Origin of the sequence: Paenibacillus algorifonticola, from assembly GCF_000971975.1 — a bacterium.
Taxonomy (GTDB): domain Bacteria; phylum Bacillota; class Bacilli; order Paenibacillales; family Paenibacillaceae; genus Pristimantibacillus; species Pristimantibacillus algorifonticola.
Genome location: NZ_LAQO01000017.1, coordinates 1 through 24530, shown reverse-complemented (window position 1 = coordinate 24530; position 24530 = coordinate 1). Strand labels below are relative to the sequence as shown.

At 49.0% G+C, this 24530-nt stretch carries 23 protein-coding genes; 3 read left to right on the top strand and 20 right to left on the bottom strand.

The features are described 5' to 3' along the window. Window positions 1-235: 235 nt before the first annotated feature. The gene (locus WH37_RS21315; RefSeq protein ID WP_046232666.1) at window positions 236-1576 is read right to left on the bottom strand and encodes a S1C family serine protease; all 1341 of its coding nucleotides are present in this window, start codon (window positions 1574-1576) and stop codon (window positions 236-238) included. Between the two features lie 191 nt (window positions 1577-1767). Here WH37_RS21315 and WH37_RS21310 point away from each other — a divergent pair, with 191 nt between their 5' ends. After that, on the top strand, window positions 1768-2007 hold the full coding sequence (locus WH37_RS21310; protein WP_046232665.1) for a hypothetical protein: 240 nt from the start codon (window positions 1768-1770) through the stop codon (window positions 2005-2007). Here the strand turns inward: WH37_RS21310 and WH37_RS21305 are convergent. From WH37_RS21305 to WH37_RS21235, 15 genes are all read right to left on the bottom strand, one after another. Then, window positions 1976-2782, bottom strand: coding sequence for an MBL fold metallo-hydrolase (locus tag WH37_RS21305; protein WP_046232664.1), 807 nt, complete (start codon window positions 2780-2782; stop codon window positions 1976-1978). The genes WH37_RS21310 and WH37_RS21305 overlap by 32 nt on opposite strands. A 316-nt stretch (window positions 2783-3098) precedes the next feature. After that, complete coding sequence (gene yycI, locus WH37_RS21300) at window positions 3099-3836, bottom strand: two-component system regulatory protein YycI (RefSeq protein ID WP_046232663.1); 738 nt, start codon at window positions 3834-3836, stop codon at window positions 3099-3101. 14 nt (window positions 3837-3850) lie between these two features. Further along, window positions 3851-5212, bottom strand: a complete 1362-nt coding sequence (locus WH37_RS21295; RefSeq protein WP_052737122.1) for a YycH family regulatory protein — start codon at window positions 5210-5212, stop codon at window positions 3851-3853. After that, the gene (gene walK, locus WH37_RS21290; RefSeq protein WP_046232662.1) at window positions 5212-7056 is read right to left on the bottom strand and encodes a cell wall metabolism sensor histidine kinase WalK; all 1845 of its coding nucleotides are present in this window, start codon (window positions 7054-7056) and stop codon (window positions 5212-5214) included. Before walK ends, WH37_RS21295 begins: the two co-directional genes overlap by 1 nt. Next, window positions 7053-7817, bottom strand: coding sequence for a response regulator YycF (yycF, locus tag WH37_RS21285; protein ID WP_046232661.1), 765 nt, complete (start codon window positions 7815-7817; stop codon window positions 7053-7055). The genes walK and yycF overlap by 4 nt, the downstream gene beginning before the upstream one ends. Window positions 7818-8129: 312 nt before the next feature. Continuing rightward, window positions 8130-9698: a M23 family metallopeptidase gene (locus tag WH37_RS21280; RefSeq protein ID WP_046232660.1), complete on the bottom strand. Its 1569-nt coding sequence runs from the start codon at window positions 9696-9698 to the stop codon at window positions 8130-8132. A 143-nt stretch (window positions 9699-9841) separates the two neighbouring features. Further along, complete coding sequence (locus tag WH37_RS21275; protein ID WP_156182347.1) at window positions 9842-10744, bottom strand: hypothetical protein; 903 nt, start codon at window positions 10742-10744, stop codon at window positions 9842-9844. Window positions 10745-10853: 109 nt separating this feature from the next. Continuing rightward, window positions 10854-11402 (bottom strand): NADPH-dependent FMN reductase, encoded by a 549-nt coding sequence (locus tag WH37_RS21270; RefSeq protein WP_046232658.1) that lies wholly within the window; start codon window positions 11400-11402, stop codon window positions 10854-10856. A gap of 91 nt (window positions 11403-11493) precedes the next feature. Next, a complete protein-coding gene (locus tag WH37_RS21265) occupies window positions 11494-12780 on the bottom strand; it encodes an adenylosuccinate synthase (RefSeq protein ID WP_046232657.1) in 1287 nt (428 codons plus the stop codon). Between the two features lie 188 nt (window positions 12781-12968). Next, entirely contained in the window at window positions 12969-14330 is a 1362-nt protein-coding gene (gene dnaB, locus WH37_RS21260) for a replicative DNA helicase (RefSeq protein WP_046232656.1), read from the bottom strand. 22 nt (window positions 14331-14352) lie between these two features. Continuing rightward, window positions 14353-14796: a 50S ribosomal protein L9 gene (gene rplI / locus WH37_RS21255; protein WP_046232655.1), complete on the bottom strand. Its 444-nt coding sequence runs from the start codon at window positions 14794-14796 to the stop codon at window positions 14353-14355. Then, entirely contained in the window at window positions 14793-16760 is a 1968-nt protein-coding gene (locus tag WH37_RS21250) for a DHH family phosphoesterase (protein WP_046232654.1), read from the bottom strand. Before WH37_RS21250 ends, rplI begins: the two co-directional genes overlap by 4 nt. An 18-nt stretch (window positions 16761-16778) precedes the next feature. After that, on the bottom strand, window positions 16779-17729 hold the full coding sequence (locus WH37_RS21245; RefSeq protein ID WP_231594307.1) for a DUF2232 domain-containing protein: 951 nt from the start codon (window positions 17727-17729) through the stop codon (window positions 16779-16781). A 199-nt stretch (window positions 17730-17928) separates the two neighbouring features. Continuing rightward, on the bottom strand, window positions 17929-18351 hold the full coding sequence (locus WH37_RS21240; protein ID WP_046232653.1) for a CBS domain-containing protein: 423 nt from the start codon (window positions 18349-18351) through the stop codon (window positions 17929-17931). 54 nt (window positions 18352-18405) lie between these two features. Then, a complete protein-coding gene (locus tag WH37_RS21235) occupies window positions 18406-19455 on the bottom strand; it encodes an LCP family protein (protein ID WP_046232652.1) in 1050 nt (349 codons plus the stop codon). 212 nt (window positions 19456-19667) lie between these two features. On the opposite strand from WH37_RS21235, the gene WH37_RS21230 reads away from it, so the two are divergent. Next, window positions 19668-20021: a DUF4870 domain-containing protein gene (locus WH37_RS21230; RefSeq protein WP_046232651.1), complete on the top strand. Its 354-nt coding sequence runs from the start codon at window positions 19668-19670 to the stop codon at window positions 20019-20021. Between the two features lie 202 nt (window positions 20022-20223). Here WH37_RS21230 and WH37_RS21225 read toward each other — a convergent pair whose 3' ends face one another. After that, window positions 20224-20991 (bottom strand): DUF1836 domain-containing protein, encoded by a 768-nt coding sequence (locus WH37_RS21225; RefSeq protein ID WP_046232650.1) that lies wholly within the window; start codon window positions 20989-20991, stop codon window positions 20224-20226. 244 nt (window positions 20992-21235) lie between these two features. Here WH37_RS21225 and WH37_RS21220 point away from each other — a divergent pair, with 244 nt between their 5' ends. Further along, complete coding sequence (locus WH37_RS21220) at window positions 21236-22558, top strand: hemolysin family protein (RefSeq protein ID WP_046232649.1); 1323 nt, start codon at window positions 21236-21238, stop codon at window positions 22556-22558. A gap of 55 nt (window positions 22559-22613) precedes the next feature. Here WH37_RS21220 and WH37_RS21215 read toward each other — a convergent pair whose 3' ends face one another. The 3 genes from WH37_RS21215 to WH37_RS21200 form a co-directional block, all read right to left on the bottom strand. Beyond that, complete coding sequence (locus WH37_RS21215) at window positions 22614-22958, bottom strand: MmcQ/YjbR family DNA-binding protein (RefSeq protein ID WP_046232648.1); 345 nt, start codon at window positions 22956-22958, stop codon at window positions 22614-22616. Window positions 22959-23623: 665 nt separating this feature from the next. Further along, on the bottom strand, window positions 23624-23971 hold the full coding sequence (locus WH37_RS21205) for an Imm3 family immunity protein (RefSeq protein ID WP_143088521.1): 348 nt from the start codon (window positions 23969-23971) through the stop codon (window positions 23624-23626). Window positions 23972-23987: 16 nt separating this feature from the next. Further along, the coding region (locus WH37_RS21200; RefSeq protein ID WP_269431338.1) for a deaminase domain-containing protein at window positions 23988-24530 on the bottom strand (543 nt) is incomplete at its 5' end.

Sequence of the window (24530 nt, the reverse complement as noted above, 5' to 3'; positions counted from 1 at the left end):
ACGCCATCGTTTTGGCGAAACGTATAGAGAAAGCATGAGAAAATTCATATACTTTCCTATACGTCAAGGTGAAACGGCTTTCGCCGTCCTCTGGCGGCGCGGCGCGTTTCATTCCGAGAAATATAGAGAAAGGATGGAAACATCATATACTTTCCTATATTTTAAAGAAAAAAAGAGCCGCCGCAACAGGCTTCCTCCCTGTCCACGACCGCTCTCCCTAATAGGATGACGATTTTTATTCTTCCACCTTATCGGTTAACGACAATTGCGCCGTCGTCAGCTTGCCGTCCCGGTAGAAGGTCACTTCCACCTTGTCGCCGATATGCTTCTTGGAATAAAGGTACTTCCGCAGCTCCATCGTGCTGCCAACCGCTTGCTTATCCAGCCTGACGATCACATCGTTGAAGACGAGTCCTGCCTCCTTTGCTGGACCGACCGCCTCCAGCACAATGACTCCCGCACGGACATCCTCCGGCAAAATAAGCTGCGCCGCTCCTTCTGCCTCATCGTCGCTGCCGTCCTTCGAACTGTCAGATTCCCCGCCAGCGCTGCCGCCCTGCTGTGCAAAATATTGCGCCAGATCCATCGTATACACGCCCAAATACGGACGCGGCACATAGCCATTTGCGAGCAAATCGCTTACGATGGGCATCGCATTGTTCGTCGGAATGGCGAAGCCGAGGCCTTCCACGCCGATATCCGCAATTTTCATGCTGTTGATGCCGACAACCTGACCATCCAGATTAATGAGCGGGCCGCCGCTGTTGCCCTGGTTGATGGAAGCATCCACTTGAATAACCTCTTGCTCCCAATCATAATTGCCATCCTGGTTCAGCGAGACGGGCACGATTTGACGCGTTTTGCTCACAATACCCATTGATAAGGAATCGCCCAATCCGAGCGGATTGCCGATGGCAATTACGAATTCAGCCGGCTGCAGGGCAGAGGAATCACCGATTTCCGCAATTGTATCAATGCCCTTGTCGTCGATTTCCAGAACCGCCAGATCAGAAATTTGATCTTCGCCAATTATTTTCGCCGCGCGCTCCTCACCGCTAATGAGCGTCACTTTAAGCGCATCCGCATCCACGGTGACATGGTAGTTTGTCATAATATAGGCTTTGCCATTTTCTTTTTTGAAAATAAACCCTGAACCAACTCCGGCCTGCTGCAAGCTGTTCTTCTCCGTACTTTCTTTGCTTTCGCTGCCTTCGCCTTCTTCATTCGGAACGCCCATACTGAAAACCTGCTGCTGCTCATTAATAACGCTGACGACAGCCGGCCTAACCTTCGCCGAAGCCTGAATCGTCTTCATTTCCAGCGATTCGCTGTCATCCGACATCTTCGCCGTGGAAACCGCCTGCACTTTTGCGCTGCCGCCAACTCCACCATTAAAGAACAGCCCGAACAGCAGCACAGCCGCTATTGCGCTTGTAGATGAAGAGATAAAGGCAATGCGCACACTGGACCAGTTCCGCCTCGTTTGCTTGCTCGACAAGATGCGCCGCTCCTTGCTGAAGGCGCGTGTACGTCTGGATACTTTCGTCGAATAGAAATCGTCATCGAATAAACCCATATCTATCTCTCCTCTCGATGTCCGGCCGACATCAAGACTATTTGGTATATCTCTCGATCGAAATCAATGCTGCTAGGAATAATTTCGGAAGATTGGACTACAATAATAATAGATTACAATCCGCAGCTGGAAAAAAATTTTATATTATGACGATCGGCTTTCTATTTCATTGCCAAAGGAGCTTGATTTTAATGAAAAAACCTTCTTCCACCCCATCCGCCTGGGAGCATGTGCAGCTCGGCGCGATGCTCGCAGACCTGAAAGAGGAGCACTATCGTACCGTTCTGACCTTAAGCGCTTTGCTAGAGCTTCTGCTAGAGAAGGGCATTATCACACTAGAGGAATTACAAACCAAGACTAGCCAGCTTGACGGGCAAATGGATGAACAGCTGCACAAGCTTATTTCTTCTTCACTTCGTCCCATGGCGTAGGCTTGTCGTGATACGTGTGCCGCAGGGGGAAGTCCTCCTTTTTGAAGAAAATCCCGTGGTCTTCTAATATATTATTAACGGTTAGCATCGCTAAGTCCATTAAATTATGATCAAGGCTAAGATGGGCCAAATACACCCGTTTTGTGCGGTCAGTCAGCAGCTCGCAGAGCGCTTCCCCAGCCGCTACATTGGATAAATGTCCGACGTCGCTTAAGATGCGCCGTTTCGTATTCCATGGATAACGCCCCATACGAAGCATTTCCGTATCATGATTGGATTCCAGCACAAGCACATCCGAATCGATGATCGCCTGCTTCACCTTATCGCTCATGTAACCAAGGTCGGTCGCCAGACTCAGCTTAACGCCCTGATCGACGAAAGTATAGCCGACTGGCTCCGCAGCATCATGTGAAATCGGAAAAGACTGTACTTGCAGCGATCCGAAGTTAAGCGTATCTCCCGTCTCGATCACAATGCGCTTATCGGCGTCAATTTTGCCGACATGCCGCTCCATCGCACCCCAAGTCGCTTCATTCGCATAAATAGGCAGCTCATGCTTGCGCGCAAACGCGCCGAGCCCTTTAATATGATCGGAGTGCTCATGCGTGACGAACAGCGCGTCCAGCTGATGGCCGAACACTCCGCGCTCCTTCATGAGCTCCTCCATTTTTTTGGCGCTAAGCCCCGCATCGACGAGTACCATTTTGTCGCCATTATTAATAATTGTGCCATTCCCCGTTGAACCGCTTGCCAGTACCGTAAACCATAGTCCCATTTCCGCCTCGTCCTATCCTTTCTCCCTCTTGAGCATGTCGCTGAATAACTCCGCTATATAAGTCGAACTATTGTTGTTTATGGTAGCTAAGGTCGCTATTACGAGAAAGATTGGACTTCCGGCCGCTGTTGTTTTCTAATTTCTTTTCATGATTCCTCTTTGAGGATGAAATAAGAAAACAATAGTTAATGCTTACGAAGCAGCTTTTCTCCGAAAAGCTGTGACTCCTTCAGTACCAATCTTTCTCTTCATTACTCCCATGCTCCATTACATTCTTTTGTTCAACTGATATAGCTCATTAAATCATCGCATTCTCCTACTGCTCTTTATCCTGGGCAACCTCACCACTTACCGCATGGATATAATAAGGGCGGTCCGCATCCTCCACCAGCACTCGCCAATAGGGCGCGGATACTTGCGTCTCCGTATCGAACGTCTGTCCATGATAGCCAAGCTGGATATCGGTAATGACCGAGCCATCCGGCAAATTCCGTTCAATGAACGGCGCCACCGCTTTCGCTGCGGGCAGCACCGTCTGCTGCTTCGCATCATTGCTCTCCAGCACCTCAATGCGCGACTGCTTAAAACCTGTAATTTTCTGATTGCTGGAATACAGCTCCAGCCTCACCTCGAACAGCGGCCGATTGTCGACCATCCGGTACAAGACGAACACGCCCGCCTTGCTTCCCAGTGGATCGAAAGCGTACTGTTCAATATCCGGAATTTGATTGCCTAATGCCGTCAGCAAATCCGTTTGCGAGAATACAATTCGGCTGTCCACCGGCGTCTCCAGCTTCACAACCTCCTGCTCCTCCAGACTTTGCGACTTGAGCTGGTACGTTAAATCACGCATGCTTGGCGTTTCAAGCGGCAAGTTGGCGTTCAGCTCGATGCGCTTCTGCTTCATCACCGCGACGGTCTCCGGCGGAAGCTCCGCTGAGTGATTGTTGATGTCCAGCTGCTCCCGCACCTCCAGCCATACCTGATAGCCAAGCAAAATATTAAGCAGCAGGAAGCTGCCGATCAGCACACTTTTCGCTCTGCTCCAATCCAAGCGCCTCTCACCTCCTACTTCGCCGCTCCAGCCGTTCCTTCGGCACCCGTCGTTGCTTCCAGCGGAACGTAGCCTGTCGGATAAGCCTCCATCAGCACTTCCTGCGTGCCATCCGCAAGCTTCACGCCCCATACGGGGACAAAATCCAGCTTGCTTCCTTCCTTTGGCACCGCCTGCAGCGCTGGGAACAGACTAGCGACCTCGGACAGCTTGGCATAATGCTCCAGCGCATTGCGCAGATCATCGCCGCCAGGCAAATAACGCGACTCCCGCGATTCTGCCTGATTGCCAAGCGTAATCAGAGAACGGTTGTACTCCGTCACCACGCCCTGCTGCAAAATCAGCCGAATCCAGCCGTACTGAAAGCCTGCCGTCTCCAAAACCGGATATTGCTCCAAATATTGCTGGAACATCGCCGTTCTGCCCAGCTTGCTGTCCGCATCCAGTACGGGATTAACGAAGCGATGCGTGCCATCCCAGCCGCCATGCTGATTCACAAACTCGACTGCGGCATACACATTATCGCTCAAAATATTATCCGCACTCTTCGACGCCGCCGGATCGGTATAAATCATCCAGTTGCCGCTCTGCTCCACTTGAAGCCCGCGTTTGCCATCGGTATAGATTTGTGCGCCGCTGCGATCCTTGAGCGCCTTCGTCGTTCCTGGATCGAAGAACAGATTGCGCTGCACCACATCAGCGGAATAAACCGTATACGGATAAACGATTTCCACTGCCTGAAGCGGCTTAACCGGAATATACAGATCGCCGTCCGCATACTGATAATTCGTCTGGTATTCGCCGAAGCCGACGTAATCCTGCACATCGCGCACCGTCAAATCAGCCTGAACCGATTCATAGACGATATCGCCATCTGCACTAAAGAAGAAGGTTCGCACCTCTTCCGTATTGCTCGTTTTGAAAATCCAGATGCGGTCAATCGTCTCATTCAGAAACATAATGTCGCCCTGTACCTTCAGCAGCTTGCGCAGCAGATCAACAGGCACGCCATTCTGGAAGCGCAGCTCTACGCCAGCATCCTTTTTCCGCACCTGCTCCCAATCCATCACATCGATCGGGCTCCGCTGAAACCCTTTAAACTCACGACCCTGTATGCGATCCTTGAGAATCATATTATAGAAGGTCATGCCCGGATACAGCACCGTATGCTTGTCCCCGCCGAAGTGGATAATCAGCTCATCGGGAAAAACAACGTTTTCCACCGTCGTCTCCTCGCCAAGCGGCTCTGCATTAATGTAGTCCTGCTCCGTCCGTACCGTAGCTCCAAGCCCCGGCATGCTGTAAGCGAGAAAATAGCTTTGTATGAGACTAAAGGCGACCAAAAAAATTAAAAGCATCGTTTTCGCCCGTTCCATTAGCTCCGCTCACCGTCCTCTTCCAGCATCGGCAGCGTGAACGTAACCGTCGTACCGACATTCAGCTCCGAATTAAGCGAAATCGTGCCGCCATGCGCTTTGACGATTTCCCGGGCAATGGACAAGCCGAGGCCCGTTCCTCCCATATTACGTGAACGCGCCTTATCTACGCGGTAGAAACGGTCAAAGATTTTTTGCAAATCCCGCTTCGGAATACCAATCCCCGTATCCTTGACGCTGATCGCAATTAGCGCTTGCTCCTGCTTGCGGGCACTCAGCTGAATTTTGCCGCCGTCCAGCGTATATTTAATCGCATTGGAAAAAAGATTATCCAGCACCTGATCGATCTGATCCCGGTCCAGCCAAGCCTCCTTCAGCTCGCTATCGACCTGGATAAAAGCCCGAATCGACTTCTGGCGCAGCTGGAACGAGAACCGGTCCGCCACCTCGTCGAGCATATCATGGATGTTCGTCTGCCTGCGCCGCATCGGCGCCTGATTGGAATCCAGCCGCGACAAATGCAGCAGGTCGGTTACGAGGCGAATCATCCGCTCCGTCTCATTGCTGATGACGCCGACGAAACGCTCCGACAGCTCCCGCTCCGCTAACGCCCCGTCATTCAGCGCCTCCGCATAGCTCTTGATCGTCGTCAGCGGCGTCCGCAGCTCATGGGAGACATTCGCAACGAACTGCCTGCGCGACTGCTCCAGCTTCTCCTGCTCGGTGACATCCTGCAAGACGACTATCGTACCCGTCGTCCCTTTATCCCGCCGGTGAATGGGCGTAAAGGTGACGCGCATAATGCCTTCCGCCTCATCCATTTCCGCTTCCTCGCCCCGGTCGAGAATGAGCGTCTGCTCCTTGCCCTGCCGCAGCTCATCCAACCGCTGCTGAGGCAGCGCAAGCAGCTCGGTCAGGCTGCAATTCTCACAGCTTTTGCGATCAAGCATTTCCAGCGACCGCCGATTCCAGACGATGACCTTCCCATGCTCATCCGCTGCAATAACGCCATCGCTCATATTCGAGAGAATGGAATTCAGCTTCTCATTCTCCTCCTCATTGACCGATAGCGCCTCCTTCAGCCGGATCGTCATATCGTTAAACGCCATGCTGAGCCGCCCAATTTCATCATCGCCAAGCACCGGAACCTTGAAATCGAACTTGCCTTCAGCGACCGCTGCCGCCTGCCGAGTCAGTCCTTGAATCGGGCTCGTGATCGTGTGGGCAAGCAAAATGCCCAGCACCCCCGTCAGCCCCAAAGCAATAAGCGTTCCTGAGAAAAAAATCTGATTGACCCGGTTCACCGTGTCATACAGGCTGTCCATCGACGCGACCATGTAGACCGCGCCAAGCACATTGTCATTGTCGTTGTCCGTTACCGGCAGCGCAATGATCTTTTTCCGAACATTATTTTCGTCAATGATTTCTTCCTCGTTCTCCGGAATGCCGACCAATGCCCGGCTCACCGCGAGCGATGGATTTTTCTTGCCTACATACGATTCAGGCACCTGAACGGACGTCGCAACGATTTTGCCGTTCGCGTCGAGCACCTGCACCTCTGTACCGCTTATGCTGAACAAGTTGCGAACGACGAGGCTGAGCCCTTCTGCGCTTTCCGCATTCGTATCCAGATCGCCGCCTGGCTTGATCGACAAGTGGCGCGCCGCCAGCTTGGACAAAATATCGGCCTGCTCCTTGAGGTTGTTCGTGAAGCTGTCCGTCAGCGACGTCTTGACCGTGCTGATGAAATAAACGCCAATCAACTGCATCGCCACCAAAATCAGCAACAAATAAATAATGACCAGCTTCACCTGGATCGTGCGAAAAAATCGCCGCCCCCTCATACGTAGCCGTAACCTCCTGGCTTCGTGCTTCGCATCATATAGCCCAGTCCGCGCCGGGTCATAATGAACTCCGGCCTGCTCGGATCATCCTCAATTTTCTCACGCAGCCTGCGGATCGTCACATCCACCGTTCGCACATCGCCAAAATACTCAAAGCCCCATACCGCCTGCAGCAAATGCTCACGCGTCATGACTTTGCCGCTGTTGCGCGCCATGTAATAGACAAGCTCATATTCCCGATGCGTCAAATCAAGCGGCTGATTGTCCTTGTAGACGACATACATGTCGGTATCAATGAACAGATTAAACAGACGCAGACCCTGCTTCTCCTGCTCAGCGTCCTGTCCGCCTGCCGAATCCTGCGCGCCTGCCGCACTTACCGTAACCTCCGCCGACTTCTGCTGCCTTCTTAAATGAGCCTTCACTCGGGCCAACAGCTCGCGGGTGCTGAACGGCTTCGTCACATAATCATCCGCACCAAGCTCTAGGCCGAGCACCTTGTCGATTTCCGTATCCTTCGCCGTCAGCATAATGATCGGCATATGCAGCTTCGCGCGAACCTCGCGGCACACATCCATGCCATCCTTCACCGGAAGCATCAAGTCGAGCAGCATTAAATCCGGCTTCTCTGCGAAAGCAAGCTCCACAGCCTGTCCGCCGTCGAAAGCACAAATGACCTCGTAGCCTTCTTTCTCCAAGTTGAACTTCAATATATCTGCAATCGGCTGTTCGTCGTCGACCACTAAAATTTTACCGTGCATCGTCACACCGCCTGTCGCTTCCTAATTCTTATCGGTTTGATCTTCCCATACTTTAGGGTGAAACTTTATACACATAGCAATACTATCTTACCATACTGCCATACCCAGTTCCCAATTAAAGTTCCTTCATGCGCCTGGGCCAAAGTGAAACGGCTGCCGCCGTCCTTTGGCGGCGCGGCGCGTTTCAGTCCGAGAAATATAAGCCTATTTATAGATGTGAAACTTATAAATGCTTATATTTTTAAAATAATAAAAGGAGCGCCCCCGCAAGCTTTCGCTTCGGATGCACTCCCCCTGATGGTATAAGTCCGATTATAAATATTTCAACGGGTTTTGAAGCTCTCCGTCTTTATGAATTTCAAAATGAAGATGTACCCCGAAAGAGCGTCCTGTGTTCCCCATTACGCCTAGTGTGTCGCCTTTTTCCAATATATCGCCTACGCTGACGCTAATCGAGTTAAGATGGCCGTACAGCGTTTCATATCCGTTCTTATGGTCAATAATGACTACGTTGCCGTAGCCGTTCTTCGTGCCCGCAAAAATGACAACGCCATTGTCGGCTGCTGTAATGGTTTTGCTGCCCGTCATGTCAATACCTTTATGCATCCGGCCCCAACGCTGTCCGAACGTACTGGACACCGTATAGCCCGATACTGGAGAAGAGAATAAACCCGTTCCTTCACCCAAAATGACCTTCGTGCCCTTCATCATAACGGTTGGAATAGCTTCCTTAATCACCTGCTGGTCTACCAGCTCTTCGCTAATCAGGTAACCATTCTCTTTCACGATTTTGTAGGTCAGGCTCTTGGAGCCGCTGACGCCTGCGCTGATCAGCTTGGATTCTCCAACACGCATATCATCGTTTTTCTGAACCTCAGTTGGCGGGTCGATCGTCACGATTTCCGTCAAATTCTCGGTTGTCCGAACCGACAGCTCCGGCTGGCGAACGGTAAGATCAAGTACATCTCCAACCTTGATCATATCATCTTCAATACCTTTGTTATTCTTATAAATCACTTGCGGTGAAATATCAAATTTCTGAGCGATACAACCGACGCAATCGCCTTGCTGTACCGTATATTTCGTTGGCTTAATCGTGCCCTCTACGAGCAGCTTGTACATATCATTGTCTGAAACGATGTCGCTAGGCGAAGTCGATACCGCATCCGTCTCCACCTTCTCTACGAAAGCAACATCCGTCAGTTCCTTGCCTGCCTTAGGTGTATTCTCGTCCGCCTTTTCTTCCTCTGGTGAAAAAGCGAGTGCGCGAACCTTCGTTGAATCCTTCTCCGTCTTCTCCTCCGGTGCATATTTGCTCTGCACGCGTGCGAGTACGGCGTCTGCTGCTTCTTGGCTCTTCACAATACCGATTACTTTGCCATTTACCTTCACCTCTACGCCAATAGCGTGGGTTGTAAGCAAGCCTTCCAGCTTCGCAAGCGTCTGCTGCGTATCTGGGTTGCCTTTGTAAGCACTTGTACTCGTATATGTAAGCTGACCTGATTCCACCATAATTGGAATATCTGGCGTTTTCTGCTGTGCTTCAGATGCCTTCTGCTCAAGCAGCGCTCCAACCTCCAGCGGGCTGCCGACCGTTCCTACTTCGGTGCCGTTCATATATAAGTGATAATAGTCATTCGTGTTAGCCTTAACGTATTGTATACCGCCAATTCCGACTGCTGCCAAAATCGCGATTATTCCGCCTGCAAGGATGATAGGTTTTTTATAGTTAGTAGCTACTGTAGTTGTCGATGTCGCTTGCACTGCTGCGGACGGTTGTTGATTGATGCCTTTCGAGTCTTGTGTTCGGAATTGCCGAAAGAACTGAATGGAGGTATTCCACGCCTTTCGGATCCGACCCGTTCCCCTAAAATCGGTCATGATCGTCTCCTTCTCGCCTTAATGCCGCTATCTTAATTAGGTCTTCCGATTCATATCAGGGCCCTTTGTCCCGACAGAACACCCGAATATTACTTTAACATAGCCTTAATACGAGGAGCAACCTCTCCGAATACCGCTTAATATTAATATTTCTTCAGAATACTCATAATTTGCTCGTATTCTTCCTTGCTCAAATGCTGGGCAATGACCTGCTGAAGCTGGGTCAGCTCTTCATCTGTAAGGCCATTTTCCATGTAGCCGGATATCGTCTGCCAAGCTTCCTGGGGCAGCTTGGTCATTAATAATCCGAATAGCTCCGTCTTGTCCGTGTCGCTCATTTGGCTTTTGACCTGGTTCAGCTGATCCGTCGTAACGGCTGTTTCCGTACCGTCAATGGCGGAGCCATCTGTGACCGGCTCTGACTCCACTAAAGGCTGCTCTCCGTCCACTGCTTCCGTACCGCCGTTCGTCGCTTCGCCGCTGTCCGCGCCACCTGCTCCTATGCCAAAGGTTGCGCCGCTGTCCGCTTTCGTCCCGCCACCAATGCCGATATCGGTAAGCGGCGGCTCCGATTGCTGCCCGAAAGCATCGATGGCAAGCGGGGAATCTTCCCCTGCTGCGGCATCCTCGCCTGAAGAAATTTCTCCATCTGGCTTCTGCGCCCCCGTCTCTCCTTGCTCAGCCGAGCTGCTGCCGTTTGACCCTGAGCTGTCCTTTCCAGCCTGCGAGGCGCCAGACTGCCCCTTGAAGCCGCCTGTATCCGCCATCAGCGGATCAGCGCCCCACATTTTCCCCCATAACCCAGTTAGCGCCATTGGCTTTACTTCCAGGGGCAAATTATATTGCTTCAAAATCGTATCCACATAGCTGCTCACAATATAGCCCGTCGTCCAAATAGACAAGAAGCTTATAATAATTCCTGCCGCCACCGTTTTCGCCAGCCAGCCTGTCATTTTCCACATGCTCTTCACCTTGCCCTTCCTGCTTAACCCATCCGAATAAATGATGCCCACTACCCGATGCAGATGCAGATGCTTGGCGCTCACGATGCCTTGAAACACGATTAAGCCGAGTGCACAGCATTTGGATGGTTTCTTTTACCATTATGGACAAGAGAAGGGGCACATAACCGCTGTTCAGCGCTAACCATCCCTTTTATTCGCCAGAATTGGACTGTCCCAGACTAGCCAGCATGGCGAGCAGCTGCTGCTTCGTCTCTTCATCCGTAATAGCGCCTTCTTTGTTCATCTTGAGAGCGATATGCGGAATCATTACCGTGCCTTGTTCCACGATAATAGCATTTATCATATTCAGCGTGAGCAGCAGCGAAGCATTTGCTTTATCCCCGCCCATCGGAGATGGCGATGCGGTGACGACCGCAACCCTTTTGTTGACGAATTCACCGGAGGACACGATCCAGTCGAGCGCATTTTTCAAGGAGCCTGGGACGCCGTTTCCGTATTCAGGTGTACAAATAAGAACGCCGTCTGCCTCCTTTAGCTGTTTCCGCAGCTCCCTAACCGTTGCTGGCCCTTCCTCTACATCCAAGTCAGGATTAAAATGCGGAAGCTCGCCCAGCCCGTTGTAAACACTGAAACGCACAGGCTCTGCAGCAAGCGCGATAATAGCGTTCATAAGCGCGGTATTGGAAGATTTCTTACGCAAGCTCCCCGAAATTGCCAAAAGATGAATATCCTTTTTCATTCCTCATCATCCCTTTTCATTATAGTGAAAAAAAGAAAGAAGACAGCATTCGCAGCTGCCTTCCCATTTTTTATCCGTCTAACGGATTCGTCTATTCGTAAATTGCTACAACCGGATTTGTCTGCTCGCGGTTGCGGCCGACTGAGAAAATCGCAATCGGAATACCTGTCAGCTCCGATACGCGGTTCAAGTAATTGCGCGTGTTCACTGGCAGATCATCCAGCGTTTTCGCGCCAGAAATATCCTCGGACCAACCTGGAAGCTCCTCATATACCGCTTCGCATTCTGCAAGCATTTTCAGGCTTGCCGGATAGTGCGTAATGATTTCACCTTTATATTTGTAGCCTGTGCAAATTTTAACCGTATCAATGCCTGTCATAACGTCAAGCGAGTTAAGCGACAAGCCTGTAATTCCGCTAACACGACGAGCGTGGCGTACAACTACGCTGTCGAACCAGCCTACACGGCGCGGACGGCCAGTAACCGTACCATACTCGTGGCCTTTATCGCGAATCAAATCGCCGATTGCATTGTTTTGCTCAGTCGGGAACGGACCATCCCCTACACGTGTTGTATAGGCTTTTGCTACGCCGATAACTTGCTGGATTTTCGATGGGCCTACGCCAGAACCGATACATACGCCGCCAGCGGATGGATTGGACGAAGTAACGAATGGATACGTACCTTGGTCAATATCGAGCATAACGCCTTGCGCGCCTTCGAAAAGCACCTTGTTGCCAGCATCAATTGCATCATTCAGTACAACGGAAGTATCCGTTACATACGAGCGAAGCACTTCAGCATAAGCGAGGTATTCCTCAACGATGCTGTCTGCATTCAGCGGTTGGCCGCCAAATACTTGCTCAATCACTTGGTTTTTCTCAACAACAAGACGGCGCAGCTTTTGCTCAAACTCTTCTGCATCCATCAGGTCGGCGATCCGAATGCCGTTGCGAGCGGCTTTATCCATGTAGCAAGGACCGATGCCTTTGCCCGTTGTACCAATTTTATTATCGCCTTTACGCGTTTCTTCCAATGCATCTAGTACGATATGATAAGGCATAATGACATGGGCGCGATCGCTGATTTTCAAGTTTTCAGTCGAAAACCCGTTTTCTTGAATATAGTTAATTTCTTCAATTAGCGCTTTAGGGTTAATAACCATACCATTACCGATGACACACACTTTATTGTGATTAAAAATACCCGAAGGTACCATCGTTAATTTATATTTCTTATTGTCAATGAGAATAGTGTGTCCGGCATTGTTACCGCCTTGATAGCGAGCGACGACGTCGGCGCCTTCAGCCAGATAATCGGTAATTTTGCCTTTTCCTTCGTCTCCCCACTGCGTACCAACCACAACAACCGTAGACATAAACATACCCCCGTCCGGTGTATAGACACACCGAAAATTACTGTTCTTCTATTGCACCGGTTTTCCCTTTCGTACGAGAACAACGGGTGTCACACGAAGACAGCAATATTAGTGTAGCAGTACCCGAAATAGAAGTCAAACAAAAAACGAACAATTGTAGAAAGAGCTCTACAATTGTTCGGATATCATTAAGATGCCTGCGATGGATCCTCGTGAGAACGGTCCAAGCTGACGAATTTATTGAAATTTTTCAGAAACACCAGCTCTACCGTACCAACGGGTCCATTCCGCTGCTTGGCGATAATGATCTCGATAATATTCTTTTTCTCCGATTCCTTATCGTAATAATCATCCCGATAAAGGAAGGATACAATGTCAGCATCCTGCTCAATCGAACCGGATTCCCGAAGGTCAGACATCATAGGACGTTTGTCCTGACGCTGCTCAACGCCCCGGCTGAGCTGCGACAGCGCGATAACCGGCACTTCAAGCTCACGGGCAATCTGCTTCAGTGTACGGGAAATTTCCGATACTTCCTGCTGCCGATTTTCCCCTGCCTTGCCGCGGCCGGAAATCAGCTGGAGATAATCGATCAAAATCATGCCAAGTCCGCGCTCTTTCTTGAGACGACGGCATTTCGCACGAATATCGGCGACCGTTATACCAGGCGTATCATCAATGAAGATTTGCGCCTCGGATAAGGCTCCAATCGCCATCGTCAGCTTTTCCCAGTCGTCGCCCTCCAGATAGCCTGTCCGCATCCGGCCCGCATCCACATTCGCTTCCGCACAAATCATCCGCTGCACAAGCTGTGCAGCCGACATCTCTAGACTAAATATGGCAACCGTCTCGCGTGCGCGCACGCCGACATTTTGTGCAATATTCAGCGCGAACGCCGTCTTACCAACGGAAGGACGGGCCGCAACGATAATGAGATCGCTGCGCTGGAAGCCGGACGTCATTTTATCCAGATCGATAAAGCCCGATGGAATGCCCGACGTACCGCCTTTGTTCATATACAAATGCTCGACCTTCTCGAACACTTCCATCAGCACATCGCGGATGGAAATAAACCCGCTGCTGGAGCGGCGATTGGATATTTCGAGAATTTTCTGCTCCGCATCGCCGAGAAGCGCGCCCACCTGCTCCGTTCCGGCATAACCTTCGGTTACGATATTCGTAGCCGTGCGGATCAGACGACGCAGCAAGGACTTCTCCTCTACGATCTGCGCGTAATAATCGACGTTCGCTGCCGTTGGAACAGAGCTTGCCAGCCGTGCCAAGTAAGACACGCCGCCAATTTCGTCGAGCAGCTGCTGATCCTGCAAATGCGCAGTCAGCGTGACAAGATCGATCGGCTGATTATTTTCAGCCAGCTCAATCATCGCTTCATAAATACGCTGATGGGGGCCGCTGTAAAAATCTTCACTGCGAAGACGCTCCATAGCTGTAATCAGCGCTTCCGCCTGCAGCAGTACGGCACCGATAACGGCTTGTTCCGCCTCCATGTTCTGCGGCGGAACGCGATCAAACTTCAGCTCTGTACTCATCATTTCCCCCTATATCAATCAATTATTCCTCAACTGTCTGAACGCGCAGCTTTGCTTTAACTTCAGGATGCAGCTTCACAAGCACTTCCGTCATGCCAAGTGTACGAATCGGCTCTTCCAGCTCAATTTTACGCTTGTCGACCTTAACGCCTTGTGCAGCAAGCTGCTCCGCGATTTGCTTGGATGTGATGGCACCGAACAAACGGCCGCCTTCGCCAGCCTTCGTCTTCAGCACAATCGTCATTTCCTCCATCTTCTTCGCAAGCGTCTTCGCATCTTCCTTCTCCTGCGCTTTACGCTTCTGCTCGGAAGCATTTTGTACTTCGAGCGTCTTAAGATTGCCGTCTGATGCCGGTTTTGCTAATCCTTTAGGAAGTAAAAAATTCCGCACATATCCCTCGGATACGTCTTTAACCTCGCCTTTTTTCCCTTGTCCTTTAACATCTGTTAGAAAAATTACTTTCATTCAAATAACCCCTCTTCCTTTTCAATTTCTTTTAATACCGCTTTAAGCTTCTCCGCTACTTCATTAACGGTGCCTTCAAGCTGGGCGGCAGCATTCGTTAAATGCCCGCCTCCGCCCATTTTTTCCATCACGACCTGCACGTTCATGTCGCCAAGCGAACGTGCGCTTATGCCGATTAAGCCGTCTGTGCGCTCGCCAACGACGAACGATGCCAAAATATCCGTCATATTGAGCAGCGTATCTGCCGCCTGCGCAATTAACAGCTGGCCCACCTTGCGGCCCGGCTCGGTTACAGCAATCGCGATATGCTCATAAAGCACGCTCGCATGCTTAATAATTTCCGCCTTGCGGACGTACTCTTCCAAATCTTCCTTCAGCATCCGCTGCACCAGCATCGAATCCGCGCCGTTGCGCCGGAGGAAGGAGGCCGCCTCAAATGTCCTGGCTCCGGTACGAAGCGAGAAGCTCTTCGTATCTACCGTAATACCGGCAAGCAGCGCTGTCGCTTCCCGTACATCAAGTACAATGCGGTCAGCAATGTATTGCAGAAGCTCTGCCACCAGCTCGCAAGTCGAGGATGCATAAGGCTCCATATAGACCAGAATCGCATTCGCAATAAACTCCTCGCCTCGACGGTGATGGTCAATGACGACGATTTTCCCATGCGCTCCAATGAGCCGCGGTTCCTTCACCATCGACGCCTTGTGGGTATCGACGACAACCGTCAGCGTCTTGTTGTTCGTCATGGACATGGCCTGCTCCGGCGTAATGAACCGTTTGGAGAAACGCTCATCCTCGCGCAGCATCTCCATCATTTTCTGGATGGAAGGATTGATGCCTTCCAGCACGATATAAGCTTCCTTGCCGAACATTTGCGCCGCCTTCGTAATCCCAATAGCTGCACCGATTGCATCCATATCCGGCATCTTGTGGCCCATGATGATGATATTGCCGCTTTCCTTTATCAAGTCTCTAAGCGCATGCGCTACCACGCGAGCCCGAACACGGGTCCGCTTCTCGACCGCATTGGACTTGCCGCCATAGAAGGACTGTCTGCCGCCGATTTTGACAGCCGCTTGATCCCCGCCACGCCCAAGGGCAATATCAAGGCTCGATTGCGCCCACTGGCCCAGCTCGACAATGCTCTCTGCCTCAGCAGCAAAGCCGATGCTGAGCGTTGTCGGGATTTTATGATCGCAGGTCAGCTCACGAACTTCATCGAGCAGCACAAACCGGGATTGCTCCAGCTGTCTAAGCGTCTTGAGGTTCGTGATGAGCATAAACCGATCTGAGGTGAGCCGCTTTATATGAAGCTGATAACGCTGCGCCCACTCGGTAATCTCGGTCGTAACCTTGGACAGCAGCGCCGAACGCTGGTTATCGTCCATGCCCTGCGTCACTTCATCCAAGCTGTCAATCATGACGATACCAAGTGCCAGCTTCTCGTCTTCATATTTCTTAGCGAGATGCCACTGCTCAGTAATATTTTTCACGTACAAAATGCGCTCTTCCGGCTTGAAAATCAGCTGAAAAACATAGTTTCCCACTATGACCTGTGGCTCCGCCTCGCGTTCCTTGTCCTTCGTCTGGTGCAAGGAAGGGAATAGCTCCGCTATGGTCTGCCCCACGACAGAATCATGGCCCAAAATCTCGGCAATATAAGGGTTATGCCATTCAACCGTCTTGTCTTCATTATACAATATAATACCGAAAGGAAGCTCGCTAATCACATCATTGCCAGCCTTCTTTACCCGGTAAGAAATCGTACCCAAATACGTTTTTAAATCTTTGCGGAACGCCCGCTCCGCCAGAAAACCATACACGCTGAAACCGATCATAAACAGCAGAGCAACGAGCCCGATTCGCCAATCGAACCAAGCAAGGGCTGTCGTCATAACCGCCATAATAGCGAAAGCCGCCAACTGATGCATGCCATGCCAGCGAACAACTAAAAACTTTGGCATTTCCTGATCGCTCCTGTGCTAGGATTTCTTTGTAAATGACTTGCGGATGGGAAAAGCAGCATCAAGCACACCGATTAAGCTCAGTGGAGAGAAAAGCAGTACAGGTATTGCAATCAGCACTGGAATAGCCGGATTCCATTTGCGCTCATGGGCCAAATAGAAGAAAAACCCGACGGCCTGGATAGCAAAAGCCAGCCTCAGCAGCGGCAGCAAATTCAGTACCGCAACTCCAATGAAAGACTTGCTGTCTGGACTGACAAACAGGCTGAGAATGTAAACAATCACATAATAAATAACTAATACCCGCGGCAGCATCCAATCTTTCGCCAGCGGCATTCTCGGCACCTCTATGCCTGAGGACTTAAGCACACGCCGCGAAATATACTGGGTAACAACAGCGTAGAAGAACGATACGCTAATAACAGCGAGCGGAATCGTATTCAGCATCATTTGAATGAGCATCTCGGTATACTCATCGCTCCATTCCACAGGAAGCAGAGGCTGCAATTGTGGATCATTAAATACGGAGCGGACAAAATTGCTCATTTCGCTAATCAGGGACAAATCTAAAATCACTTCAAAAGCTGCAAATTCCATCAAAAAGAGTACGAGCAGCGTAATAACCGTTCTTGACAGCACTTTATGTGCGGGCAGCTGCTTCTTGAACATATGCCCCATCACAATAGAAGGAACAAGGAAAAACAAACCGATAATTAACGCTGGAGTCCCTAATATGAGGAAGGACAGCACCCATACCGGCAGCATATGCAGAATGAACCCACGCGCGGGAAGCGCTGTGTACAACACCACATAAGGAACCATAAGAAACAATATGGTCAAAATATTAAGAACAGGTACAGCTATGGACAATAAGAGGAGCAGTGCTGCCGCGCTCCATAAAACAGATTTCATACCGGTCTTCAAACCGTTCACCTCTTGCACATGTATATTCGTAAATCTAGCCGCCATGCTTGCCAGACCCCATTATATCATAAATAAGCTTCACCGCATCCAACAAGCGTAAACGGCATTGCCTTACTTTGGAGGCAATGCTCGTTTCGCGGTGAAATAGAAGCCCATTTATTATACTTATATTTCAAGCGTAAACGGCATTGCCCTATGTTGATAAAAGGCGGAGAGCCGCTGCTCTCCGCCTTCTTGAAATAGACTATGCCTCAATCGCAATCGCGCTTTGCATAATCGTCTGACAATAATCAATAATTTCACTGCGCCGCACAATGCCAATAAAATGCTCGCTGTCATCGACGACCGGCACAAAGTTCTGCACCTTCGCCAGCATAATGAGGTCTTCCATGTTCGCATCAATTCGAACCGAGCGGTGATTCAGCCGCAGCGGAACGTCCGCCAGCTTGACTTTATTCGTCATTTCGAAAGTCAGCTCCGGCCTATTTTTCATAAACCATAATAAATCGCCTTCTGTGACAGCACCTGCATATTCGCCCTCAGCGTTAATAATCGGTACGGCTGTATAACGGTGATGCTCCATTTTCTCCAGCGTCTGCCTAAGTGTTGCGTCATGCGTTACCGTTACGACTTCCTGCTTGGGCAGCAGAAAAAACGCAATGTTCATCCGTCACTCAACTCCATTTCTTCCTTCGCTTACCGCCATGAGACTACCCGCAGTCTACTCAGCGTCGCTTGCGCTGGACAATGAGCCAACTGGCTTTTGCACTTTCGAAGTGTACTCATCCGGCATGATTAAATCCTGCTTCGCCGTATCCGGGTTCAGCCAGCTGCCAATCATCGCCTGCGTCTTGGACAAATCGTCTTTATCCGCAAAATAATACCATGCGCCGCCGTTCGTCAGCCTGTGCCCCTCGCCTTTTAGCGTATGGCTGTATATCGTCCGATTGTCTGTTTGCAGCAGTTGCTGCGCCAGCTTAATCATTTGGTCAGGCTGGATGTCCATACTGAAATTTTCACCCATAATATCGATCAAGTCGGGAATTTTACTCCATTGACCGACCTCGGATACTTTATCCAGCAATTGATTCAGAAAAATTTGATGTCTTCCCGTACGGCTCATATCGCCTCCGGCATCTTCGCGGTAACGAACGTAATTCAGCGCATCATTGCCATTATATACATCCTGACCGCCTTTCACGACAAACTTTTCGTGATCGGGATCTTTATTTACTATATCTTCTGCAATCGGCAGGGAAATCCCTCCCATTGCGTCAATAACATCTCTGAATCCCTGGAAATTAATAGCGGCATAATAGTTGATAGGCTGGTCAAAAAGATTTTCGACCGTCTCAATCGCCATCTTGGCTCCACCGAAGGCATAGGCATGCGTAATTTTGTCCTCTTTGTTCTTACCCACAATTTCCGTATACGTATCACGCGGAATGGACACCATGAGAATAGCGCCATCCTTCGGACGTATGACTGTGTAAATCATCGTATCCGATCTTCCTGTTTCCTTGCCGCGCTGATCGACGCCGAGCAGCATAAGTGCGAACGGATTCGTATTCATATTGCCGACTTGAACGGGCTCTCTGCCTTCTATTGGTTTATAGGTTTGCTCCAGCTGGGTAGCTACCTGATCGGAGAGAAACCAGTTGAAGCCCAGCATAGCAAGCGCTCCGCGATTGAAATAACCCGCCGTTCCAAGCACAAGCACCGCTGCGCAGAGCGTATATATCCATTTCTTCTTTTTTGTCCATTTTGACATCGCCCTAACTCCTAACTAGTAAGGTTATAGTGCTCAAGAAGCACACTCACCATCATAAACGACAACCCTGAGCCATAAGTTACAAAACTTTTACAAGACTTTGCTACCAAATGATGTATTCTAGCGAGTTTTGGCAGGAATAATAGTGGGCAAGGAAGAATATAGTATAACGCACCATTCATTTTTCGAATCAGAAAGGATGACCTTCACAAATGCAACAATTCAATCAACCCGATCAATCCTCAACTGGGCTCGATCCTAAGGTCGCAGCGCTGCTTTGTTATGTTTTGAGCTTCGTGTCTGGAATTATATTTCTGGTATTGGAGAAAAATAGCCGCTTTGTGAAATTCCACGCTATGCAATCGATTATTACATTCGGCGGCTTGTTCGTGGTCATGATGGTACTGAACATTATTCCGATTATCGGCACACTGATTAGCGGATTGCTTGGTGTTCTTGGATTCGTCCTCTGGATCGTCCTGATGCTTCAAGCTTACCAGGGCAAACAATTCAAACTGCCTTACGTTGGCGACATCGCCGAGAAGCAAGCTGCACAATTCAAGTAAATTGGTCAAGGTGAAACGGCTGTCTCCATCCTTTGGCGGCGCAGCGCGTTTCATTCCGAGAAATATAGAGAAAGGATAGCGTATTGTTATACTTTCCTATATTTTAAAAATAAGGCTCCCATCCGCTTAAGGATAGGAGCCTTATTATTTACTCGTCTTGCGTGCGCTGCGAGCCTAATCGGACATGTCCCCTACTGCACGGTTATCGGTGCAGAAACAAGGTTGCATTCAAATAACGGCGGGCCAGCGAGTGGAAATACGCTGTCTGGATCGAAATCGCCGCAATGAACAAAATATTGCGGAGCGCCTCCGACTGGTCTTTCGTCAAATCCGGCAGCTTCCGGGCAAAGCGGTCCGCCGAAGCCTTAATCGCATTTTCCGTCAAGGCATCCTGCTTGCTGCCGCCCTTCACATGGCCGAATGTATCCAGAAGCTGGTCATTATTCGCATCAAGCTCCTCAAACATGGTCGAGTAAGACGCATATAGCTCAAGCGGGCCAATCAGATCGGCCGATTCATCCTCCGGCTTGACGAATAAAATCTCAAGCAGCTTGCGAATCGATTCAAAATCGAGATTCGACTTCAAATCATCAATGACGAACAAGAGCGCCGCCTGATTCAGTGAATATTTTTTGCCCATTTTTGGACAATCAAAATAAGCCTTAAAATCGCGCTTCACCCAATTCTGCATAGAGGTAATAGACATGTTGGAATACTCCACCATATGGCCGAGCGTAGCGATTTCCTGCAGTGAGAAGCCTCTCACCTCATTGCCTTTTATCATCTTCTCCAGAATGGGGGGAAGGGCCGTGGATAAGAAGGCGGGCAGAGAAGCTCCCGCTTCCAAAGCATCGCGGTGCGTTTTCTTCCAGGCATCCTGCAGCACCTGCAAGGGACGATGTCCATCCTGTCCATCCAGCGCCATTAGCAGGCAAGCCATTTCTTTCCGAGTAAGCGTAAAAGACTCCATATCGCTTTCCTCCTACTTGTACTGAACCATTTCAAGTTCGAATGAACTTATCATACGCCTGCGATATAGGAATGTAAAGATGAGATAATAGCCAATAATATCAACATTTTTCGCATTTTTGCCTGTAATTTGCCCCATATGGTCTGCTAACAACGAATGACGAGATTGCATATTGACCCTTGAGTTCGGTATATTAGTTCATAAGAACTTAAAATTCATTTAAAAAGGATAGTGAAAAGTAGACATGGGTATAGGACTTAATCTGTTATTGATTGCATTATTAATTGTGATGACTGCCTTTTTCGTAGCAACGGAATTTGCCGTTATCAGGCTCCGGGCAAGCCGGGTCGATCAATTAGTGCTTGAAGGCAAGAAAAACGCTCTTGCCGTACAACAGGTTACAAGCAATTTGGATGGTTATCTGTCGGCCTGTCAGCTTGGTATTACCATTACAGCTCTCGGGTTAGGTTGGCTGGGTGAACCGACAGTGGAGAAAATCCTGTTCCCTCTTTTTCAACAGCTTAGTATAAGCAGTGAAGTCAGTCACGTACTGTCCTTTATTATCGCTTTTGCTTCCGTAACATTCCTGCACGTTGTCATTGGTGAGCTTGCTCCGAAGACGTGGGCGATTCAAAAAGCGGAATTTATCAGCTTCGCAGTAGCAAAGCCTATCATTTTGTTCCACAAAATTATGTATCCTTTCATCTGGGTATTGAACGGTTCCGCAAATGCGCTTGTGCGCTTGTTCGGACTAAAGCCCGTGAAAGAGCATGAAGACGCTCATAGCGAGGAAGAAATTCAGATTATTCTGAATGACAGCTACCAGAGCGGCAAAATCAACAACACGGAGTATGGCTACGTGAGCCGCATTTTCGCTTTTGACGAAATGCTCGCGAAGGAGATTATGGTGCCCCGCACCGATATGATCTGCCTGTATTCCAACAAATCGTTAGTTGAAAACATGGAAATCATTCATAAAGAACAATATACACGCTTTCCTGTCGCACAAGACAGCAAAGACAACATTATCGGCATGATTAATACGAAGCAGATGTTTTTGCAATTCCATCATAATAAAGAGTTTGATTTCAAAAAGCTGATCCATCCTGTACTTACGGTTTCCGAAGTGCTGCCTGTCAAAACGCTGCTTAAGCGTATGCAGCAGGAGCAAGTGCATATCGCTATTTTGATGGATGAATACGGTGGAACTTCTGGCCTCGTTACGATTGAAGATATTTTGGAAGAAATCGTAGGCGAAATTCGCGACGAATTTGATGCTGACGAACGCAAGGATATTGAGAAGCTGGATGACAACTCCTACCTGCTCGACGGCAAAGTATCGCTGGACGAACTAAGCGAGCTGACAGGCATCAACCTGGAGCATGAGGAAGTCGATACGGTTGGCGGCTGGATGTACAGCGAAATTCAAGATCCGCGCATTGGCAAAGAGCTTCATCACCTGAATATGCGCTTTATTATTCGCGAGATTGGCAAGCATAGAATCAAGAAGGTCGAGCTGATTATCGAAGCCGATGATATAGATGCACAGGTTGTAACAACCGCATAAGGCCAATTATATAAAATCGGGGCGCTTCTCTAGAATAGGGAGGCGCCCCGATTTTTCAATTCCCGCTCAAGCTCTCGCGTATCGCCTTCGGAAGCGACTTCACCACCAGCTCGTAGGAATGGATGATCATGCTTTCGACCTCTTCCGGCTCCAAGCTGCCGTCCAGCAGCACTGTATTCCAGTGCTTCTTGTTCATATGGTAGCCGGGAATGACTGCCGCATGCTGCTCACGCAAATTTTCAGCAATGACAGGGTCGCATTTGAGCGAAATCGAGTTCCGTTCATCTGAAAAGAGGGCAAACATTTTTCCTTCCACCTTCATAACCTGCGCTTCCGGACCAAACGGATATTCGTCATAAGCGCCCTTCATTTCAAGGCAAAAGTTAATATATTGCTTCATCTCAGCCGTCCTCCTTTTTTATCGAGCTCTTGAACAAGCATTAGAAGGCCACTCAAAAATAAACTGATTGACTTTGACTAGTAGTATCTCCTCGTGATGAGCATTTTCTGCGAAATGCCTGGCCGCTATATACGTTTTGCAAGGGATAAGGGCTTGCTTCGTTCATCGTTCGCAATCAACCTTATCATTTAGGGCGCTTTTTCATTATAATTCGATAGCTGCATACGTTTCAATACAAGAACTGAAGTACCCAATCAAAACAAAGCTTGCAACAACGACTACTGGATGCAATCTATAATCTGGGTTGCATCCAGTAGTCGTTGCACTTCGTCTTCATCTGCAATACCTTCCTTTCTTGTGCTATTATGCCGCTTTGGAGTTGCGGAAATCTCCTGTTCCCCTCCCTGTCGGGGCGGCGTAAGCTTCAATTGCGTATTATTTTGAAAAAACTGTGAGAAAACGAACATAACAAAAAACAGGTCAATCATGGTGGTATCTGACCATAATCGACCTGTTTAATGTAACGGAATAGCGTTATTTAGGTTATAAAATAAAAGCATTTGATGTGCGTACAAATGAAATGATGAAATCTTTATACGGGTATTACATGGGTTATATGTGTTATTGGTTGAATGTTGGGTTCATTCGTGACTGGGTAGCCCCCATTACAAAATATGCCCCAAGTGTCCTTTATATTGTTCAATATCCTGCAAGATTTTCTTAATATCCTCGGCTTCTAATTCTTCCTTCAATGGTATTAATGAAATATCACTAATCATATTATTCAATTCATTTTTTACATCTTCTCTAAGATAGCTTTTTTGAAGACAAAGAAGAGAAATTGTCAGATAAATAACTAATTTTTCAACGTTACTGTTGACAATTCCACGATGATATTCCACAAGTAATTTTTCCGTTACTTGTGATAATGATAACCCCTCATCTAAAAATTCATCAAAATCTTCAACAATATATTGCTCAAGTTCCTTATATCCGCTTAACATTAGCATCATTCACCTCTCTCTAATTTTAAAATTCACCTGAGTAGACATTCAATTTGATATTGGGATACTCTTGTCTGAATTTCATTATAATATCGGAACAACTTCCGCAAGCAGGTAATTCCGTGAATAAATCAATTGTACCTTTAGCTTGCTTGTTATTCCCTAATTGATTTGCTATATCCTCTAAGATTTTTCGCTCTGTGTCATTATCCCTAAGAAAAGCCCCCTCACCGCCAACTTCTCCTTTTTGGTTCACTGATTTTGCAGGGAATTGACCTTCGCCTGTTACTGACGAAAATCCGTCGGCATTTTCCTTATGAATCCTACTATGGGCTTTGAACTCTGTTTTAAGTCCGGGAATATTCACATCCGCAACCGCAACATTACCATAATTCTTATACTTGTTCGGTAATGAATCACGGATAGCCTGCGCTCTTTCTTGGAACATTTCTACTTTTTGAGCATAGCTGAGATTACCCGTCCCCTCAGCATCATTCTTCAAACGATCCGCCAATTCCTTCTTACCCGCTTCGGATTCCTTAAAGAAATCCTTATGATGCTGGGACGG

Bases quoted from the DNA above. Each gene is read 5' to 3' on its own strand.
- WH37_RS21240 (WP_046232653.1), bottom strand. From the start codon at position 18,351: ATGAACATTGCGTTTTTTCTGCTGCCCAAGCAGGAAGTCGTAACGGTA.
- rplI (WP_046232655.1), bottom strand. From the start codon at position 14,796: ATGAAAGTAATTTTTCTAACAGATGTTAAAGGACAAGGGAAAAAAGGC.
- walK (WP_046232662.1), bottom strand. From the start codon at position 7,056: ATGAGGGGGCGGCGATTTTTTCGCACGATCCAGGTGAAGCTGGTCATT.
- WH37_RS21280 (WP_046232660.1), bottom strand. From the start codon at position 9,698: ATGACCGATTTTAGGGGAACGGGTCGGATCCGAAAGGCGTGGAATACC.
- WH37_RS21295 (WP_052737122.1), bottom strand. From the start codon at position 5,212: ATGGAACGGGCGAAAACGATGCTTTTAATTTTTTTGGTCGCCTTTAGT.
- WH37_RS21245 (WP_231594307.1), bottom strand. From the start codon at position 17,729: ATGGCGGCTAGATTTACGAATATACATGTGCAAGAGGTGAACGGTTTG.
- WH37_RS21225 (WP_046232650.1), bottom strand. From the start codon at position 20,991: ATGGAGTCTTTTACGCTTACTCGGAAAGAAATGGCTTGCCTGCTAATG.
- WH37_RS21205 (WP_143088521.1), bottom strand. From the start codon at position 23,971: ATGATGCTAATGTTAAGCGGATATAAGGAACTTGAGCAATATATTGTT.
- WH37_RS21235 (WP_046232652.1), bottom strand. From the start codon at position 19,455: ATGTCAAAATGGACAAAAAAGAAGAAATGGATATATACGCTCTGCGCA.
- WH37_RS21215 (WP_046232648.1), bottom strand. From the start codon at position 22,958: ATGAAGCAATATATTAACTTTTGCCTTGAAATGAAGGGCGCTTATGAC.
- WH37_RS21305 (WP_046232664.1), bottom strand. From the start codon at position 2,782: ATGGGACTATGGTTTACGGTACTGGCAAGCGGTTCAACGGGGAATGGC.
- yycF (WP_046232661.1), bottom strand. From the start codon at position 7,817: ATGCACGGTAAAATTTTAGTGGTCGACGACGAACAGCCGATTGCAGAT.
- WH37_RS21265 (WP_046232657.1), bottom strand. From the start codon at position 12,780: ATGTCTACGGTTGTTGTGGTTGGTACGCAGTGGGGAGACGAAGGAAAA.
- WH37_RS21220 (WP_046232649.1), top strand. From the start codon at position 21,236: ATGGGTATAGGACTTAATCTGTTATTGATTGCATTATTAATTGTGATG.
- WH37_RS21270 (WP_046232658.1), bottom strand. From the start codon at position 11,402: ATGAAAAAGGATATTCATCTTTTGGCAATTTCGGGGAGCTTGCGTAAG.
- WH37_RS21250 (WP_046232654.1), bottom strand. From the start codon at position 16,760: ATGCCAAAGTTTTTAGTTGTTCGCTGGCATGGCATGCATCAGTTGGCG.
- WH37_RS21315 (WP_046232666.1), bottom strand. From the start codon at position 1,576: ATGGGTTTATTCGATGACGATTTCTATTCGACGAAAGTATCCAGACGT.
- WH37_RS21230 (WP_046232651.1), top strand. From the start codon at position 19,668: ATGCAACAATTCAATCAACCCGATCAATCCTCAACTGGGCTCGATCCT.
- dnaB (WP_046232656.1), bottom strand. From the start codon at position 14,330: ATGAGTACAGAGCTGAAGTTTGATCGCGTTCCGCCGCAGAACATGGAG.
- WH37_RS21310 (WP_046232665.1), top strand. From the start codon at position 1,768: ATGAAAAAACCTTCTTCCACCCCATCCGCCTGGGAGCATGTGCAGCTC.